This is a genomic window from Nocardioides sp. CFH 31398, from assembly GCF_022436705.1.
Lineage (GTDB): Bacteria > Actinomycetota > Actinomycetes > Propionibacteriales > Nocardioidaceae > Nocardioides.
The window spans coordinates 1-15,495 of record NZ_JAKUHT010000024.1 but is presented as its reverse complement, the minus strand read 5'-3'; the positions used below and the strand labels follow the sequence as shown (position 1 = coordinate 15,495).

The 15,495-nt window shown below is 74.4% G+C and carries 20 protein-coding genes; 8 read left to right on the top strand and 12 right to left on the bottom strand.

Annotation, left to right across the window (positions count from 1 at the left end; translation table 11 throughout):
* The first annotated feature begins 59 nt into the window (after positions 1–59).
* Positions 60–1,196, top strand: a complete 1,137-nt coding sequence (locus MJ876_RS16855) for an aminotransferase class V-fold PLP-dependent enzyme (RefSeq protein WP_240238097.1) — start codon at positions 60–62, stop codon at positions 1,194–1,196.
* A complete protein-coding gene (locus MJ876_RS16850; protein ID WP_240238096.1) occupies positions 1,193–1,447 on the top strand; it encodes a sulfurtransferase TusA family protein in 255 nt (84 codons plus the stop codon). The genes MJ876_RS16855 and MJ876_RS16850 overlap by 4 nt, the downstream gene beginning before the upstream one ends.
* Here MJ876_RS16850 and MJ876_RS16845 read toward each other — a convergent pair.
* Positions 1,431–2,423, bottom strand: a complete 993-nt coding sequence (locus MJ876_RS16845) for a carbohydrate kinase family protein (RefSeq protein ID WP_240238095.1) — start codon at positions 2,421–2,423, stop codon at positions 1,431–1,433. The two genes, MJ876_RS16850 and MJ876_RS16845, sit on opposite strands and share 17 nt — an antisense overlap.
* 64 nt (positions 2,424–2,487) lie before the next feature.
* Here MJ876_RS16845 and MJ876_RS16840 point away from each other — a divergent pair, with 64 nt between their 5' ends.
* Positions 2,488–2,721: a hypothetical protein gene (locus tag MJ876_RS16840; RefSeq protein ID WP_240238094.1), complete on the top strand. Its 234-nt coding sequence runs from the start codon at positions 2,488–2,490 to the stop codon at positions 2,719–2,721.
* Between the two features lie 71 nt (positions 2,722–2,792).
* Here MJ876_RS16840 and erpA read toward each other — a convergent pair whose 3' ends face one another.
* Both erpA and MJ876_RS16830 read right to left on the bottom strand, forming a co-directional pair.
* Positions 2,793–3,155, bottom strand: a complete 363-nt coding sequence (gene erpA, locus MJ876_RS16835) for an iron-sulfur cluster insertion protein ErpA (RefSeq protein ID WP_240238093.1) — start codon at positions 3,153–3,155, stop codon at positions 2,793–2,795.
* Positions 3,156–3,273: 118 nt separating this feature from the next.
* Positions 3,274–4,377, bottom strand: coding sequence for a glycerate kinase (locus MJ876_RS16830; RefSeq protein WP_240238092.1), 1,104 nt, complete (start codon positions 4,375–4,377; stop codon positions 3,274–3,276).
* Positions 4,378–4,415: 38 nt separating this feature from the next.
* On the opposite strand from MJ876_RS16830, the gene MJ876_RS16825 reads away from it, so the two are divergent.
* Positions 4,416–5,309: a GNAT family N-acetyltransferase gene (locus MJ876_RS16825; RefSeq protein WP_240238091.1), complete on the top strand. Its 894-nt coding sequence runs from the start codon at positions 4,416–4,418 to the stop codon at positions 5,307–5,309.
* 77 nt (positions 5,310–5,386) lie between these two features.
* Positions 5,387–6,562, top strand: coding sequence for a quinolinate synthase NadA (nadA, locus tag MJ876_RS16820; RefSeq protein WP_240238089.1), 1,176 nt, complete (start codon positions 5,387–5,389; stop codon positions 6,560–6,562).
* Between the two features lie 127 nt (positions 6,563–6,689).
* On the opposite strand, the gene MJ876_RS16815 is transcribed toward nadA, so the two are convergent.
* Genes MJ876_RS16815 through MJ876_RS16800 form a run of 4 tightly spaced genes read right to left on the bottom strand, consistent with a single transcriptional unit; the run spans position 6,690 to position 9,342 of the window.
* Positions 6,690–7,262: a hypothetical protein gene (locus MJ876_RS16815; RefSeq protein WP_240238088.1), complete on the bottom strand. Its 573-nt coding sequence runs from the start codon at positions 7,260–7,262 to the stop codon at positions 6,690–6,692.
* Positions 7,263–7,287: 25 nt separating this feature from the next.
* A complete protein-coding gene (htpX, locus tag MJ876_RS16810) occupies positions 7,288–8,211 on the bottom strand; it encodes a zinc metalloprotease HtpX (protein WP_240238086.1) in 924 nt (307 codons plus the stop codon).
* A 52-nt stretch (positions 8,212–8,263) separates the two neighbouring features.
* On the bottom strand, positions 8,264–8,542 hold the full coding sequence (locus MJ876_RS16805; protein ID WP_240238084.1) for a hypothetical protein: 279 nt from the start codon (positions 8,540–8,542) through the stop codon (positions 8,264–8,266).
* Positions 8,539–9,342: a PspA/IM30 family protein gene (locus MJ876_RS16800; protein ID WP_240238082.1), complete on the bottom strand. Its 804-nt coding sequence runs from the start codon at positions 9,340–9,342 to the stop codon at positions 8,539–8,541. Before MJ876_RS16800 ends, MJ876_RS16805 begins: the two co-directional genes overlap by 4 nt.
* Positions 9,343–9,506: 164 nt before the next feature.
* Here MJ876_RS16800 and MJ876_RS16795 point away from each other — a divergent pair, with 164 nt between their 5' ends.
* Together MJ876_RS16795 and MJ876_RS16790 are read left to right on the top strand one after the other, a co-directional pair.
* Positions 9,507–10,121, top strand: coding sequence for a DUF3043 domain-containing protein (locus MJ876_RS16795; protein WP_240238080.1), 615 nt, complete (start codon positions 9,507–9,509; stop codon positions 10,119–10,121).
* A 17-nt stretch (positions 10,122–10,138) separates the two neighbouring features.
* On the top strand, positions 10,139–10,687 hold the full coding sequence (locus MJ876_RS16790; protein ID WP_240238078.1) for a GNAT family N-acetyltransferase: 549 nt from the start codon (positions 10,139–10,141) through the stop codon (positions 10,685–10,687).
* Between the two features lie 24 nt (positions 10,688–10,711).
* Here the strand turns inward: MJ876_RS16790 and MJ876_RS16785 are convergent, their stop codons facing one another.
* Positions 10,712–10,939, bottom strand: a complete 228-nt coding sequence (locus MJ876_RS16785) for a hypothetical protein (protein WP_240238076.1) — start codon at positions 10,937–10,939, stop codon at positions 10,712–10,714.
* An 82-nt stretch (positions 10,940–11,021) separates the two neighbouring features.
* Positions 11,022–11,807, bottom strand: coding sequence for a 4-hydroxy-tetrahydrodipicolinate reductase (gene dapB / locus MJ876_RS16780; protein ID WP_240238074.1), 786 nt, complete (start codon positions 11,805–11,807; stop codon positions 11,022–11,024).
* 40 nt (positions 11,808–11,847) lie between these two features.
* Here dapB and MJ876_RS16775 point away from each other — a divergent pair, with 40 nt between their 5' ends.
* Positions 11,848–12,369, top strand: a complete 522-nt coding sequence (locus MJ876_RS16775; RefSeq protein ID WP_240238071.1) for a trans-aconitate 2-methyltransferase — start codon at positions 11,848–11,850, stop codon at positions 12,367–12,369.
* Positions 12,370–12,406: 37 nt separating this feature from the next.
* Here MJ876_RS16775 and MJ876_RS16770 read toward each other — a convergent pair whose 3' ends face one another.
* The 3 genes from MJ876_RS16770 to MJ876_RS16760 all read right to left on the bottom strand — a co-directional run.
* Positions 12,407–12,874 carry a MarR family winged helix-turn-helix transcriptional regulator gene (locus tag MJ876_RS16770; RefSeq protein WP_240238068.1) on the bottom strand — a complete coding sequence of 156 codons (468 nt, stop codon included), beginning with the start codon at positions 12,872–12,874 and terminating at the stop codon, positions 12,407–12,409.
* A gap of 13 nt (positions 12,875–12,887) precedes the next feature.
* Positions 12,888–14,132 carry an FAD-dependent monooxygenase gene (locus tag MJ876_RS16765; RefSeq protein ID WP_240238065.1) on the bottom strand — a complete coding sequence of 415 codons (1,245 nt, stop codon included), beginning with the start codon at positions 14,130–14,132 and terminating at the stop codon, positions 12,888–12,890.
* 84 nt (positions 14,133–14,216) lie between these two features.
* A partial coding sequence (locus tag MJ876_RS16760; RefSeq protein WP_308192612.1) for a pitrilysin family protein occupies positions 14,217–15,495 on the bottom strand: 1,279 nt, incomplete at its 5' end.

Here is a 15,495-nt window from a genome sequence, read left to right as displayed (position 1 = left end):
CTGAACAGTACCCTCACCGACCCCCGAGGACGCCCTCGGGGGACGAGTACGTTCAGGGCGTGGCGTACCTCGACACGGCCTCCTCCGCACCCCTGCACCCGGCGGCGCGCGCGGTCCTCGACGACGCCCTGCGCAGCGGCTGGGCGGACCCCCGGAGGCTCCACGGGGCGGGCCGCTCGGCGCGCCTGCTGCTGGACAACGCCCGGGCCGTGGTGGCCGACGCCCTCGACGTCCGGCCCGACGAGGTGACCTTCACCTCCTCGGGCACCGACGCCACCCACCGCGGCCTCCTGGGGCTGCTCGTCGGGCGCCGCCGTCCGGGTCACGGGGCCCCCGGTCCGCTGGTCCTCACCGCGGTCGAGCACTCCGCCGTCCCCCACGCCGCCGCCTGGGCCGAGCGCTGGCTGGGCACGCCGTCGACCGAGCTCGGGGTCGACCGTCTCGGCCGGGTGCGCCCGGAGGACCTGGCCACCCTGCTGCCCGGCGCGTCCGTGCTGGCCGTGCAGAGCGCCAACCACGAGGTCGGGACCCGCCAGCCGGTGGCGGCGTGCGCCGCCGCCGCCCGCGAGCACGGGGTGCCGCTGTTCGTCGACGCCTGCGCCTCGGCCGGGCGCGAGCCGCTGCCCACCGGCTGGGACGCCGCGGCGGCCTCCGCCCACAAGTGGGGCGGGCCGGCCGGCGTCGGCGTCCTGCTGGTCAGGCACGGAGCCCGCTGGCGGGCCCCCTTCCCCGTCGACGACCGCTCCGACGAGCGCGCCTCGGGGTTCGAGAACGTGCCGGCCGCCCTCGCCGCGGCGGCCGCGCTGCGGGCCGTGGTCGACGACGCGGCGGTGGTGGGGGCCCGCCAGTCCGCCCTGGTCGACCGGCTCCGCGCCGGGGTGGCGGCCCTCGGCGACGTCGAGGTGGTCGGCGACCCCGTCGACCGGATGCCGCACCTCGTCACCTTCTCCTTCCTGTACGTCGACGGCGAGGCGCTGGTCACCGAGCTCGACCGCCGCGGCCTCGCGGTCGCCAGCGGGTCGGCGTGCACCGCCTCGACGCTCACCCCCAGCCGCGTGCTCGAGGCGATGGGCGTGCTGACGCACGGCAACGTGCGGGTCTCGCTGGCCGAGGACACCACCGAGGCCGACGTCGACGCACTGCTGGCGGCGCTGGCCGAGGTCGTGCCGCGGCTGCGCGCGGAGGTGGGGCTGTGACGCACCCGACGCCGGGTGACGACCCCGCGCTCGAGCTCGACTGCCGCGGGATGCGCTGTCCCCTGCCCGTGATCGAGCTCGCCCGGCGCATCGCCGACGTCGAGGTCGGGCAGCAGGTGGCGGTGGTCTCGACCGACGTGGCGTCGCGCACCGACGTCCCCGCGTGGTGCCGCATGCGCGGGCACACCTACGTCGGGGAGGACGTCGCGGAGGACGGCGTCCCCCGCTTCCGGGTCAGCCGCGCGCGCTGAGACCGGTCAGGTGGGGGCCGACCTCGGCCCCGAACGCCTCGCCGTACGTCGCGACCCCGCGGGCCAGGAAGGCATCGGGCTGCACGTCGTACTCCTGGGTGCCGACACACTCGACGACGTGGACGGCGAGCAGGCAGCCGAGCTGTGCGGCGCGCTCGTGGTCCAGCCCCCAGCCCTCGGCGGCGAGGAAGCCCGCACGGAACGCGTCACCCACGCCGGTCGGGTCGGGGGTGGCGGTCGCCGGCACCGCGGCGACGACGACCGGCTCCGCGCCCGCACGCTCGATGCGCACCCCGGACGCGCCGAGGGTCACCACCCAGGTGCCGACGCGGGCGAGCACGTCCTCGCGGGTCCACCCGGTCTTGCTGGTGATCAGCGAGGCCTCGTACTCGTTGCAGAACAGCAGGTCGGCGCCGTCGACGAGGTCGCGGATCAGCTCGCCGTCCCCGAAGGCCAGCTGCTGCGAGGGGTCGGAGGCGAAGCGGTAGCCGCGGTGGCGGCACTCGGCGGTGTGCCGGCGCATGGCCTCGGGGTCGTTGGGGCCGACGAGCACGACGTCGGTGCCGCCGACGCGCGCCACGATCGGGGCCAGCTCGATTTCCCGGGCCTCGGACATCGCTCCCGCGTAGAAGGACGCGAACTGCGCGTGGTCGGCGTCCGTGGTGCACACGAAGCGCGCGGTGTGGCGGGTCTCGGAGTAGTGGACCGACGCGCAGTCGACGTTGTGCCGCTCGAGCCAGGACCGGTAGTCCCCGAAGTCCTCCCCGACCGAGCCCACGAGCACCGGCGACAGCCCGAGCGCGCCGAGGCCGAAGCAGATGTTCGCCGCGCACCCGCCCCGCCGCACCTCGAGGTCGTCGACGAGGAACGACACCGACAGCTTGTCGAGCTGGTCGACCACCAGGGAGTCGGTGAACCGCCCCGGGAAGGTCATCAGGTGGTCGGTCGCGATGGAGCCGGTGATCAGCAGGGACACGGGCGTCGACACTACCGGTGGGTAGGCGTAGGAGTACTCATCGGTAATCCCTAGCGTCGGCGTCATGGACCCGCGACCGGCGTACGACGAGGCGGCCTCGCCGCAGCAGATGGCACACGACGGACGGGTCGCGCGCAGGCGGCTTCGCCTGCTGGAGCAGGCGGCACGCCTCGCCACCCGGCCGGCGCCGGAGCTGACCTGGGAGGCCTGGTCGCGCCAGGCCGCCCGGCCCGAGCTCAAGCCCGGGATCAGCGTCGACGCCGCGGCGGCGAGGTTGGCCTCGCTCTACGTCGACTGAACCCGGACGGAGAACAGCCCCGGCCACCGTGGCGGCCGGGGCTGTTCCTCGTCGTCGGAGGCCGTCCCCCGTCAGTGGAAGCTGTCGCCGCAGGCGCAGGAACCCGTGGCGTTCGGGTTGTCGATCGTGAAGCCCTGCTTCTCGATGGTGTCGACGAAGTCGATCACCGCGCCGCCGAGGTAGGGGACGCTCATCCGGTCGACGACGACGCTCACGCCGTCGTAGTCGTGGGTGACGTCGCCGTCCAGGGTGCGCTCGTCGAAGAACAGCTGGTACCGCAGACCGGAGCAGCCGCCGGGCTGCACCGAGATGCGCAGGGCGAGGTCGTCACGACCCTCCTGCTGCAGCAGCGCCTTGACCTTCTGCGCGGCCACGTCGGTCAGGTTCACCTGGTCCGGCAGCGTCTGCTGGGTGGTCTCGACCTGCTCGGTCATGGCAACTCCCTCGAAGCTCGGTGTGGCGGTCTGCTCCACGGCGGTGGGACCGCTCTCATCCAGTCCCAATCCTGTCACACGGCTCCTTGTTCCCCCAGGGGCCGGCGGCTCGACCGGGTCACATCGACCAGGTGCGGGCGACCCGGGCCGCCAGGTCGGCGAGGGCGCCCCCCGGGTCGGTGGCGGCGCGCTGGGGGTCGACCAGGTCGGCCACCCCGTAGGCCGCCTCGATGCCCTGCGTCCGCAGCTCACGCCGTCCGAGCACGACCCGGCCGGCGAGCACGACGCACGGCCGCATGGCGTCGGCGGCCACCCGGGCCACGGCGCCGGGCACGCGACCCGAGCGGCCGGAGAAGTCGAGCGAGGCCTCGCCCGTCAGCACGACCTCGGCAGCCGCGGAGCGCGCCGGCAGGTCCAGGGCCTCGGCGACCGTGCGGAGCCCGTCGTGGAGGTCGGCCCCGAGCAGGCGCAGGGCGTGGCCGCACCCGCCGCCGGCACCGGTCCGCTCCTCGAGCGCCACGCGACGTCCCGTGGCGGCGCCCCAGGACTCCAGGACGGCGTCGACCCCCGGCAGGCGCTCCTCGGTGATCCCCCGCTCGCCGCCGGCGGCCTTGGTCGTGCCGAACAGGCCCGACAGCAGGGACGCGTCCTCGCACGCCCCGCGCACCCCGACACCCCCGACGCGCGCCCGCGCGGGGCCCAGGTTGACCTCGGTCACGCCCTCCAGGCCCGCAGCGCCCGCGTCGAGCGGGCGGTCCGCCGTCGCCCCCAGCGCGGCCAGCAGGCCCGCTCCCCCGTCGTTCGTGCCGAGCGCACCGAGACCGACGACGACGCGGCCGGTCTCGCCGACGGCGTCGACGGCCGCCGCGAGCAGCTCCCCGACGCCGTACGACGAGGCCTGCTCGCCGCGCTCGCCGCGGCTCAGGTGCAGGCCGCCGGCCTGGGCCGCCTCGACGTACGCCGTCCGCCGGTCCCCGTCGTCGACCACGAGCAGCGAGGCGGGGACCGCCTCGCCGAAGGGCCCGCGCACCGTGCGCGCGAGCAGCTCGCCGCCGAGCGTGGCCTGGAGGACGTCGACCAGGCCGGGGCCGCCGTCCGACATCGGGGCGAGGTCGACCTCGTCGTCGGGGGCGCGCCGCAGCCAGCCCTCCCGGATCGCGTGGGCGGCCTCGACCGCGCTCATCGCGCCGGCGAAGGCGTCGGGGGCCACGAGCACACGCATCACGCCATCCTGCCCGTCGGGCGTCGTAGCGTGGGCGGGTGGGCGAGGTGTGGGTCCGGCCGATGCGGCTCGACGACGTCGGGACGGTGCAGCGGATCAGCGCCGACTCGTTCACCGACCTCGAGGAGCGGCTGCCGGTGCCGGCCGGGGCGGAGGCCGCCGGCCGGGACGCCCGGCGCGCGGCCGACTGGGTCCGTCGGACCTCCCACCTCGTGGCGACGGACCCCGGCGGGTGCTGGGTCGCCGAGGACGGCGACGACGTCGTCGGGTTCGCCGTCTCCTTCACCCGGGAGCTGATGTGGGTGCTCGCGTCGTACGGCGTCCGCCCCGGCCGGCAGGGGCGCGGGACCGGGCGGGTGCTGCTCGAGTCCGCGCTGCACCACGGTCGCGGCTGCCTGCGCGGGATGCTGGCCTCCTCCCCGGACCCCGCGGCCGTGCGCCGCTACCGGCTGGCGGGGTTCGACCTGCACCCCGCGATGCTCATGGCCGGGGTCGTCGACCGCAGCGCCCTGCCGGTCGTCGGGCGGATCCGTGAGGGCTCGCTCACCGACACCGACCTCATGGACTCCGTCGACCGCCGCACCCGGGGCGCCGCGCACGGCCCGGACCACGAGGTGCTCCACGCCACGACCGCGCGGCTGCTCGTCGTCGACCGGCCGACGGGACAGGGCTACGCCTACCTCCGGCCCAGCGGCGAGCCGGCCCTGCTCGCCGCGACGACCGTCGCGGTCGCGCGCGACCTGGCATGGGAGGCACTCGCCTCGGCGCCCGCCGACGAGCCCGGCACCAGGATCGGCCACCTCACCGCGGCCAACCAGTGGGCGATCGACGTCGGCCTCGCGGCCGGGCTGGCCCTGCACCAGCGGGGCTACCTGGCGCTGCGTCGCTGCCGCCCGCCCGCGCCGTACCTGCACCACGGCTCGCTGCTCTGACCCGGTCTCCCGGCCCGGCCCTCGGGGCGGCCTCCGCCGAGTGGGTGGGCGTCGGCGGCCCGCCGTACGATCGGGTCATGACGACGGTGGACCTGCCGCTCCTCCCGCTCGGCCGCGGCCGTGACCTGGGCTCCGAGCGCGGCGTGGACTGCCCAGGCGACCTGCCGCCCGCCTCGGACCCGGACCTGGTGGCCCGGGCCCGCGCGGCCCGGGACGCGCTGGGCGACCGCGCGTTCGTGCTGGGCCACCACTACCAGCGCGACGAGGTCATCGCCTTCGCCGACGTCACCGGCGACTCGTTCAAGCTCGCCCGCGAGGCCGCGGCCCGTCCCGAGGCGGAGTACGTCGTGTTCTGCGGCGTCCACTTCATGGCCGAGTCGGCCGACATCCTCACCGGCGACGACCAGCAGGTCGTCCTGCCCGACCTCGCCGCCGGGTGCTCGATGGCCGACATGGCGCGGCTGGGCCAGGTCGAGGACGCCTGGGACGCCCTCGAGGCGGCGGGCGTCGCGGACGCCGTCGTCCCGGTGACGTACATGAACTCCTCCGCCGACATCAAGGCGTTCTGCGGCCGCCACGACGGCGCCGTGTGCACGTCGTCCAACGCGAGGCGGGCCCTGGAGTGGGCCTTCGCGCAGAAGGACGAGGCCGTCACCGGCATGCCGACGAAGGTGCTGTTCCTGCCCGACCAGCACCTCGGCCGCAACACCGCCGTCCTCGAGCTCGGCTTCTCCCTCGACGACTGCGTGGTGTGGGACCCGCACCGCCCGAACGGCGGCCTCACCGAGGCCGAGCTCCGTGACGCCCGGATGATCCTGTGGAAGGGCCACTGCTCGGTCCACGGCCGCTTCACCGCGGACGTCGCCCGCGAGCTGCGCCGCACGATCCCGGACGTGAAGCTGCTGGTGCACCCCGAGTGCCGCCACGAGGTCGTCCTCGAGGCCGACCTCGTCGGGTCGACCGAGTTCATCATCGACACCGTCCGCAAGGCTCCCGCGGGCACGGCGTGGGCGATCGGGACCGAGCTGAACCTGGTCCGCCGCCTGGCGAACGAGCACCCCGAGCAGCGGATCACCTTCCTCGACAAGACGGTCTGCTACTGCTCCACGATGAACCGCATCGACCTCCCGCACCTGGTGTGGGCGCTCGAGTCGCTCGTCGCGGGCGAGGTCGTCAACCGCATCACCGTCGACCCCGACACCGAGCACTGGGCGAAGGTCGCGCTGGAGCGCATGCTCTCGCTGCCCGGCTGACCGCCGCAGCCGGTCAGGTCGGACCACCGCCGGTCGAGCCTGTCGGGACCGTGACGGGCCCGGAGGACCGCCCCGTCCGCCTCACCGGGTCCCGCGGCCACGGTCTCGCAGGCCCGGACGTGGCGGCTCAGATGCCGGGGGCGCCCCAGATGGCGAGCCAGCGGGAGGTGTCCTTCTCCATCGGCAGCTCGCCGGTGAGGTGGTCGCGCACCGAAAGCTCGAGCAGGTTGTCGCGCGACTGCGGGCCGGTCGGGGCGAAGGGGTAGAACGTGCCCTGCTTGTAGAGGTAGACGACGGCGAGCCGGCGGCCCGAGGCGTCGCTGAACCCGAGGTGCGAGCAGAGCAGCCCGTCGGCGAAGCCCTGGTCGCCGAGGATGGTGTTGACCGCGTGCAGGTCGGTTGCGAGCCCGGAGGTGTCGCTCGGGTCGCGGCGGACGACGAGCCAGGTGAAGCCGAACGAGTCGACGCTCTTCTCGACCTTCGGGGCATTCGGGTCGGCGTCGAGCAGCTGGACGATCTCGTCCTGGGTCTGGCTGAACGCGGCCCCCGCGGCCCCGCGGTAGCAGACGGCCCCCACACCGGTCGGCTCGAGGCCCGCCGCGGTCTGCAGGGTCACCGCCGCGTTCGGGAGGTGGAACAGGTCGTCGAGCCGGTTCGGGCGCGGGGCGCGGCGTCCGAGGATCGCGTCGAGGAAGCCCATGGCCTCAGCGTCGCAGACCGGGCCGTCAGGCGACGGGACGGTCGAGCTCGGCCTGGATCCGCGCGAGCTGCTCGAGCCGCTGCTCCAGCGACGGGTGGGTCGAGGTCAGCTGCGAGAACGAGATGCCCGACACCGCCGGGGCGATGAAGAACGCGTTCATCGCCGCGTTGGCCCGCAGGTCGCGCTGCGGGATGCGGGCCATGTCGCCGCTGATCTTCTGCAGCGCCGACGCCAGCGCCGCCGGCTTCATCGTCAGGTAGGCACCCGAACGGTCGGCGCACATCTCGCGGTAGCGCGAGAGCAGCCGGGTCAGGAAGAAGCTGATGGCGTACACGACCAGGCTGACGGCGAGGGCCGCGACGAACGCGACGGCGGCGTTGTTGTTGCGCGACCGCGACAGCGCGAACCCGCCGTACTGGGCGCCGTTGGTCAGCATGCCCGCGACGATGCCGGCGGACGACGCGGCGGTCATGACGAGGACGTCGCGGTGCGCGACGTGCGAGAGCTCGTGGGCGAGGACGGCCTCGAGCTCCTCGGCGTCCAGCGTGCGGAGGATGCCGGTGGTCACGCACACCACGGCACGCTCCGGGGAGCGCCCGGTGGCGAACGCGTTCGGCATGGACATGTCGGCGACGCCGACGCGCGGCTTCGGCATGTCGGCCAGGGCGCAGAGTCGGTCGATCATCCCGTGGAGCTCGGGAGCCTCCTGCGGCGAGACCTCCCGGGCGCGCATGGCGCGCATGGCCACCTTGTCGGAGGACCACCACTGCCAGAAGGCCACCCCGATCCCGACGAGGCCGACGACGACCACGAGGCCGCCGCCCCCGACCCGGCCCGCGATGGCCATGAGCGCGACGATGAGTGCGACGAACAGCGCGCCGAGCAGGAACATGACGAGCGTCATCCGGGCGGTGAGCCCGGAGTCCTTGATGAAGCGGGATCTGGCCATGTCCCTATTCTCCCCCGCTCCGCCAAGGCTCCTCAGGCGGTTCTCAGACCGTTCAGCCGGGGATCAGCCCGTCCTCGGCGAGCATCTCGCGGACCTCGCCCATGGAGGCGTCGGCCGGCGGCAGGACCAGGTCGGAGGCGTCGAGCGCGTCGGCGGCGTGCGGCGCGGCCGAGACCCGCACGGCCTCGAGCAGCGCGGCGAACGCCGTCGTGAACGCGGCCTCGTCGTCCGCCGCGATGGCCGCCTCGACGGCGTCGTCCAGCTCGTTGAGCGTGTCGATGCGGTCGTCGGCGACGTCGAACTGCCCCTCACCGAGGATGCGCACGATCATGCCTGGCCCCCCTCGTTCTGCTTCTTCAGCTGGGCCAGCTCCGCGTCGAGAGCGTCGGCGGAGCCGCCGGTCGAGCCGGAGGGCAGCTGCTGCGGGGCGCTGCTGCCGCCGCCCTTGAGACGGGCGAGCTCGGCCTCGACGTCCGCACCGGAGCTCATCGCCTCGAGCTCGCGGGAGATGTCGTCGCTGCCGCCTGGGCTCGAGACGTCGTCGAGGGCGCCGGAGGCGATCAGCTCGTCGATGGCCCCGGCGCGCGCCTGCATGTTCGCCGTCTTGTCCTCGGCGCGCTGGATCGCCAGGCCGACGTCACCCATCTCCTCGCCGATGCCACTCATGGCCTCGCCGATGCGGGTCTGCGCCTCGGCGGCGGTGTACGTCGCCTTGATCGTCTCCTTGCGGGTGCGGAAGGACTCCACCTTCGCCTGCAGCCGCTGCTGCGCGAGGGTGAGCTTCTCCTCCTCGCCCTGCAGCTGCGCGTGCTGCGTCTGCAGGTCGGCGATCTGCTGGTTGAGACCCGACTTGCGGGTCAGCGCCTCGCGGGCGAGGTCCTCGCGGTCGACCGAGATGGCCTTCTCCGCCTGCTGCTGGAGCTTGTCGGCCTGCTGCTCGAGCTGCTTGACCTGCAGCTCGACCCGCTTGCGGCTCGTCGCCACGTCGGCGACGCCCCGGCGCACCTTGCTCAGCAGCTCGAGCTGGCGCTGGTAGCTGTAGTCGAGCGTCTCGCGAGGGTCCTCCGCACGGTCCAGGGCGGCGTTCGCCTTGGACCGGAAGATCATGCCGAAGCGCTTCATCAGGGCCATGGGTGGACCACTCCTCGTGGGGTCTGCTCTGGACGTCGTGGGGTGCGCGGGTGCTGCTCGCCGGCTCGGCCGGGTACGACGTGCTTCTCTCCCGCCCAGCCTAGGCGCAAACCCCAGACGCCTGCGACCGCCGTAGACTGGCTCTCCCAGCCGTCCTGCGACCCGTGAGGCCCACCGCGTTGTTCCGCCGCGACAAGAACGAGACCACCGACACCGTCGTCGAGACCCCGTCGTCCGCGACGGGCGCGACCGTGGGCAAGGGGCGGCCGACGCCCACCCGCAAGGAGGCGGAGGCGCTGCGGAAGGCCAAGGCGAAGACGCCGCGGACCCGCAAGGAGCAGGCGGCCGCCCAGCGTGCCGCCCGGTCCACCCGCAGCCAGGAGATCCGGCACGGGATGAAGACCGGCGACGAGCGGTACCTGCCGCCGCGCGACAAGGGCCCGGTCCGCCGGTTCATCCGCGACTACGTCGACACCCGGCTGTCGTTCGTCGAGCTCATGCTGCCGCTGCTGATCGTCACGCTGATCCTGGGCTACTCCGGCAACCCGCGCCTGGCGAGCATCGGCAACCTGGTGCTGCTCGGCACCCTGGTGCTCGTCGTCCTGGACATGCTGTTCCTGCGGATGCGCCTGCGCCGCGAGCTCAAGCGCCGCTTCCCGGACGCACCGCTGAAGGGCACGACGTACTACGCCATCTCACGCTCGCTGCAGATGAAGTTCATGCGGCTCCCGAAGGCGCAGGTCAAGCTCGGCCAGACCCTGCCCGAGACCTACCGCTGAGCGGGCCGGACCACCCCGTGGAGCCCGCCCCCACCGCCGACGTCTCGGTGCGCCTCGCCTGGGGCGACGACGCCGCCGCCATCGCGGCGGTGCAGGCGCGAGCCTGGCCCGCGACGTACGACGGCGTCCTCCCGGCCGGCCTGCTCGAGATCGACGTCGACGAGGCGTCCCGTGCCTGGCACTCCTCGATGGCCGCTCCCCCGGACGCCCGGGTGCGGGTGCTGGTGGCGCTCGAGCGCAACCGGGTCACCGGGTACGTCGTGACCGCGCCGGCGACCGATCCCGACCTCGACCCGGTCGCGGACGCCGAGATGGTCGACTTGGTCGTCGACCCCGCCGAACGGGGCCGGGGTCACGGCTCGCGGCTGCTGCAAGCCGCGGTCGACACCGTCGTGGCGGACCGCTTCGCCCGTCTGGTCACCTGGAGCCTCGCCACCGACGAGGCCACGCGAGGCTTCCTGACGGGTGCCGGCTGGGCGCCGGACAGCGCCCACCGGCAGATGGACGTCGACGGCACCGGGGAGCACCTGCTCACGCAGGTGCGGCTGCACACGCAGGTGGGCTGAGCCCACCCGCACGTCACGCCCGGGTCAGCGGGGCTCGGTCTCGATCGGCGCCGCGACGCGCGGCTCGGTCTCGATCGGGGCGCTGCTCGTGCGCGGCTCGGTCTCGATGGGAGCGGTGACGCGGGGCTCCGTCTCGATCGGGGCGGCCTGGGCGGGCAGCGCGAGGGCGAGGACCGCCACGGGGGCCGTGAGGGTGGCGGCCAGGACGGCGGGGCGCACGAGGCGCGAGGTGGGACGCACGGGGATGGTCACCTTCCGAGTAAGGGTCGACCCGGGCAGCCTGCCACCTCACCGGACCGATCGCCACGCCCGGCGAGAAGGTGTTGCCGAGTCGTCACCTGCCCGACGCAGCGGGCCACAGGACGTGCTCGAGCCCGACCGTGAGGCCCGGGCGCTCGCCGATCGCGCGGAGGCCGGCGAGGACGCCGGGGGTGAAGGACGCCCGGTCGAAGGAGTCGTGACGGATGGTCAGCGTCTCGCCCTCGCCGCCGAGCAGCACCTCCTGGTGGGCGACGAGTCCCCGCAGCCGCACCGCGTGGACGGGCACCCCGGCCACGTCCGCGCCCCGGGCCCCGGGCAGGGACGTCGTGGTGGCGTCGGGGGCGGGGGGCAGGTCGGCGTCGGCCCGCGCCGCGGCGACGAGCTCCGCCGTGCGGCGGGCGGTGCCGGACGGTGCGTCGGCCTTGTCCGGGTGGTGCAGCTCGACCACCTCGACGGAGGAGTAGAAGGGGGCCGCCTCGGCCGCGAACCGCATCATCAGGACGGCGCCGATGGAGAAGTTCGGGGCGATGAGCACGCCGGTGCCGGGGGCGTCGTCCAACCACCCGCGCAGGGTGGCGAGCCGGTCGTCGTCGAAGCCGGTGGTCCCTACCACCGCGTGGATGCCGTGGGCGACGCAGAACTCGAGGTTGCCCATCACGGCCGAGGGGCTGGTGAAGTCGACGACCGCCGACGCGCCGGACGTGACGAGATCGTCGAGGTCCCCGTCGGCGTCGAGCTCGGCCACGAGCTCGAGGTCCTCGGAGGCCGCCACGGCGCGGCAGACCTCGCGTCCGACCTTGCCGCGCGCGCCCAGCACGCCGACGCGCAGAGGGGTGCGGGGGGTCTCGTCGCCGTCCATGCGCCCAACCTAGTGCGCGGGATCTGGCAGGCTACGACCCATGGTGCGGCAGACGGTTCCCCCGCGCATCCGGTGGGCGGTCGGGGCGATGGACGTGCAGGGCACCGACCACCTCCTCGAGATCGGTTGCGGTCCCGGGGCGGCGGCGGAGGTGATCTGTCCCCGGCTCTCGTCGGGCAAGCTCTTCTGCATCGACCGCTCGGAGTCGGGCGTCGACCGCACCCGGCGGCGCAACCAGCCGCACGTCGACTCCGGTCGGCTCACGGTGCGACAGATCGACCTGGCGACGCTGCGGGTGCCGGTCCGCCGCCTCGACAAGGCGTTCGCCTTCAACGTGAACCTGTTCTGGGTCCGCGACTGCGCCGACGAGGTGGCACTGCTGCACGACCGGCTCGTGCCGGGCGGCAAGCTCTTCCTGTTCTACGAGACGCCCCGCGTGCGGGAGGACCTCGCCAAGGTGGTCGGCGGCGCCAGCAACGCCCTCGCCGGCGCCGGCTTCGAGGTCACCCGCCTCGACTCCGCCGACCCGCCGGTCATCGGGATCGTCGGCACCCGCACCTGACCGACGCCCCGGTGCGCCGCGGGCGGCGCCGACCCGGTCAGTCGGCCCGCGGCAGGATCGCGGCGAAGCGGACCAGGAAGTCGCGCACCCGACGCAGCTCCTCGTGGTCGTACGACGCCAGGGCGTCCTGCAGCTCCTCGGCCCGCGTGCCGTAGTAGGCCTGGGCCCGCTCGAGCGCCTCGGCCGTGGGCCGCAGCGAGACGATCCGTCGGTCGTCGTGCTCCCGGGTCCGAGTCAGCAGCCCGTGCTGCGCGAGCAGGTTCACCAGGGCGTTGACGGCACCCGAGGTCAGGCCGGTACGCCGCGAGAGCCCGGCCGGCGACAGGGGCGCGCCGGTGAGGTCGGCGTACACGACCTCACCCAGCGCGACGCCGTCGGTGGTGGGCAGCCCGACGGACCGGGCGAAGTGCAGCGTCGACTCCTGGTAGGCCACGGCGTAGCCGCGCAGGGCCTCGAGCACCTCGACGTGCAGGGCGGCCCGCCCGTCGTCCGGCTCCTGCGACACGTCGCCGATCCTCTCAGAGGCTCGCGCCCACCTCCCCGGCGAAGGGGTAGTCGGGGAGCACGGGCTCGTGCGTCTCGCTGGTGAGGAGGTGCTCGGTGAACAGGCGCCGCACCGGCCGGGACGCCGTCACGCGGTGCATCGCCTGGATCCCGCGGACGCCGAGCCGCGAGGCCGGGTGCACCAGCCGGGCCCCTCCGGGCGGCAGGCCCTGGGCGCTGTCCACGTAGCGACGCAGGAGCCGCTCGTAGCGGCCGAACGCCGCGGCGGGCGAGGTGAGGCCCCGCTCCCGGTCGGCGGCGAGCTCCCCGGTCAGCACGTGCGCGCCGACGAGGGCCAGCGTCGTCCCCATCCCGGTGGGTCCCGAGCCCCAGGCGGCGTCGCCGACCAGCGCGACCCGCCCGCGGCTCCAAGGCCGGAGCACGACCTGCTCCATCCGCTGGCTGTAGAACTCCTCGGGGCGCGCCGCGAAGCCGTCCAGGATGCGCTCGGCCTGCCAGCCGGCACCGGCGAACCGCTCGCGCAGGACGATGAGCTGCGCGTCGAGGGGCAGCCGCTCGAAGCCCATGGGCGGCGAGGTGAAGGACAGGGTGGCCCGGATCGTCCCGAGGTTGTCGGGACGCATCGACGCCACGCGGCCGCCGGTGGCGGTGTACCAGTCCCAGAAGTCGGTGTCGCCCAGGACCCGGTCGAGGGTGCCGAAAGTCAGCGTCACGCCACGCTCCCGGTAGGTGGTCGTGTCGCCGAGGAGCAGCCGTCGTGTCCGGGAGCTGCGGCCCTCGGCCACCAGGAGCAGGTCGTACCGCTCGCGGCGCCCGCTCGCCAGGTCCACGTCGACCCCGGCGGCGTCCTGCTCGGCGCCGACCACGTGGTCGCCGTACCGGACCTCGACGCCCGCGGGCACCCGGTCCATCAGGATCCCGGCCAGGGCGCCGCGCAGGATCTCGACCTCCGCCGTGGGGCCGTCCTGCCCCTCGGTGCGCGGGAACACGGCGTACGGCGACCCGGACCGGTCGACGAAGCGCGTCCCCTTCTCACCGGTCAGGTTCGCCATGACCTCGCCCTCGAGGCCCATGCGGCGCACCACCTCGCGACCGAGGCCCCGGACGTCGATGTTCTGCCCCGCCCGGCGCGGCTCGGGCGACCGCTCGAGCAGGGTCACCTCGAAGCCCGCGCGGTCAAGGCCCCACGCCAGGGTGGGACCGGCGATGCTCGCGCCGGTGACGAGGACGCGCGGGGCGGGTCGTGCGGTGCCGGTCATGCTCACTCCGTCCGTGGGATCAGTTCATGGTGAAGTGACTTCACAGTGAAGTGAACACGTCCGGGCTAAACGGAGGACCGGCGGTCAGGGACCGACGAGGGCCAGCGTCTCGGGGCCGGACAGCAGCTCGGCGGCCAGGGCCCCGACGGCGTCGGGGGTGACCGCGCCGATGCGGTCGAGGACGTCGTCGACCCCGAGGTGCACCTCGCCGGCGAGCTCGGAGCGGCCCAGGCGGTACATGCGTGACCCCGGGTCCTCCAGCCCGAGCACGGTGGCGCCGCGCAGCTGGCCCTGGCCGCGGCGCACCTCCTCGGCGGACAGCCCGGTGCGCGCGGCCTCGGCGAGCTCGGCGCGGACGACGTCCACCAGGGCCTCGACCCGCTCCGGCAGGCAGGAGGCGCCGACGGCGAGCACCCCCGCGTCGCGGTACGCCGAGGAGTAGGCGTAGACCGAGTAGGCGAGGCCGCGGCGCTCGCGGACCTCCTGGAAGAGCCGGGACGACGTCCCGCCGCCCAGCGCGGTCACGAGGACGCCGAGGGCGTAGCGCCGCGCGTCACCGCGCACGAGCCCGCGGTGCCCGAGCAGCACGCTCACCTGCTCGAAGGGTCGCGACAGCCGGGACTCCCCGGCGACGGGCAGGAGGGGCGACGACGTGCGCTCCACCGTCCGCGGCTCGCCGGGCCCGTCCAGGAAGCCGCGACGCGAGAACGCCCGGACGACGTGGGCGACGACCTCGTCGTGGTCGAGGTTGCCGGCCGCGGAGACGACGATCGAGCCGGGCCGGTAGTGGTCCGCGTGGAACCGCGCCACCTGCTCCCGGCTCAGCGCCGCGATCGAGTCGGCGGTGCCGGCGACCGGCTGACCCAGCGGCGAGCCGGGCCAGGCCCGCTCGGCGAACAGGTCGGCGACGACGTCGTCCGGGTCGTCGGCGTGCATCGCGATCTCGTCGAGGATGACCTCGCGCTCGGCGTCGACGTCGACGTCGGCGATCAGCGAGTCGGTGACCATGTCACCCAGGACGTCGACCGCCAGGGGCAGGTCGGCGTCCAGGACGCGCGCGTGGAAGCAGGTGTGCTCACGGTCGGTGAAGGCGTTGACCTCTCCCCCGACCTCGTCGAGGGCCACGGAGAGGTCCATGGCGCTGCGGGTCGACGTCCCCTTGAACAGGACGTGCTCGAGGAAGTGGGAGCAGCCGTGGAGCGCCGGGCTCTCGTCGCGGGACCCCACGCCCACCCAGACGCCCAGGGAGGCCGAGCGGACCCCGGGCATCGCCTCGGTGATGACCCGCAGGCCGCTGGGCAGCGTCGTGCGCCTCACCTGCGGCGGCAGGACCGTGCGGTCGGGGTCGGTGAAGCCGGACGGG

Bases quoted from the DNA above. Each gene is read 5' to 3' on its own strand.
- erpA (WP_240238093.1), bottom strand. From the start codon at position 3,155: ATGACCGAGCAGGTCGAGACCACCCAGCAGACGCTGCCGGACCAGGTG.
- MJ876_RS16765 (WP_240238065.1), bottom strand. From the start codon at position 14,132: ATGACCGGCACCGCACGACCCGCCCCGCGCGTCCTCGTCACCGGCGCG.
- MJ876_RS16775 (WP_240238071.1), top strand. From the start codon at position 11,848: ATGGTGCGGCAGACGGTTCCCCCGCGCATCCGGTGGGCGGTCGGGGCG.
- MJ876_RS16800 (WP_240238082.1), bottom strand. From the start codon at position 9,342: ATGGCCCTGATGAAGCGCTTCGGCATGATCTTCCGGTCCAAGGCGAAC.
- MJ876_RS16840 (WP_240238094.1), top strand. From the start codon at position 2,488: ATGGACCCGCGACCGGCGTACGACGAGGCGGCCTCGCCGCAGCAGATG.
- MJ876_RS16830 (WP_240238092.1), bottom strand. From the start codon at position 4,377: ATGCGTGTGCTCGTGGCCCCCGACGCCTTCGCCGGCGCGATGAGCGCG.
- MJ876_RS16805 (WP_240238084.1), bottom strand. From the start codon at position 8,542: ATGATCGTGCGCATCCTCGGTGAGGGGCAGTTCGACGTCGCCGACGAC.
- nadA (WP_240238089.1), top strand. From the start codon at position 5,387: ATGACGACGGTGGACCTGCCGCTCCTCCCGCTCGGCCGCGGCCGTGAC.
- MJ876_RS16815 (WP_240238088.1), bottom strand. From the start codon at position 7,262: ATGGGCTTCCTCGACGCGATCCTCGGACGCCGCGCCCCGCGCCCGAAC.
- htpX (WP_240238086.1), bottom strand. From the start codon at position 8,211: ATGGCCAGATCCCGCTTCATCAAGGACTCCGGGCTCACCGCCCGGATG.
- dapB (WP_240238074.1), bottom strand. From the start codon at position 11,807: ATGGACGGCGACGAGACCCCCCGCACCCCTCTGCGCGTCGGCGTGCTG.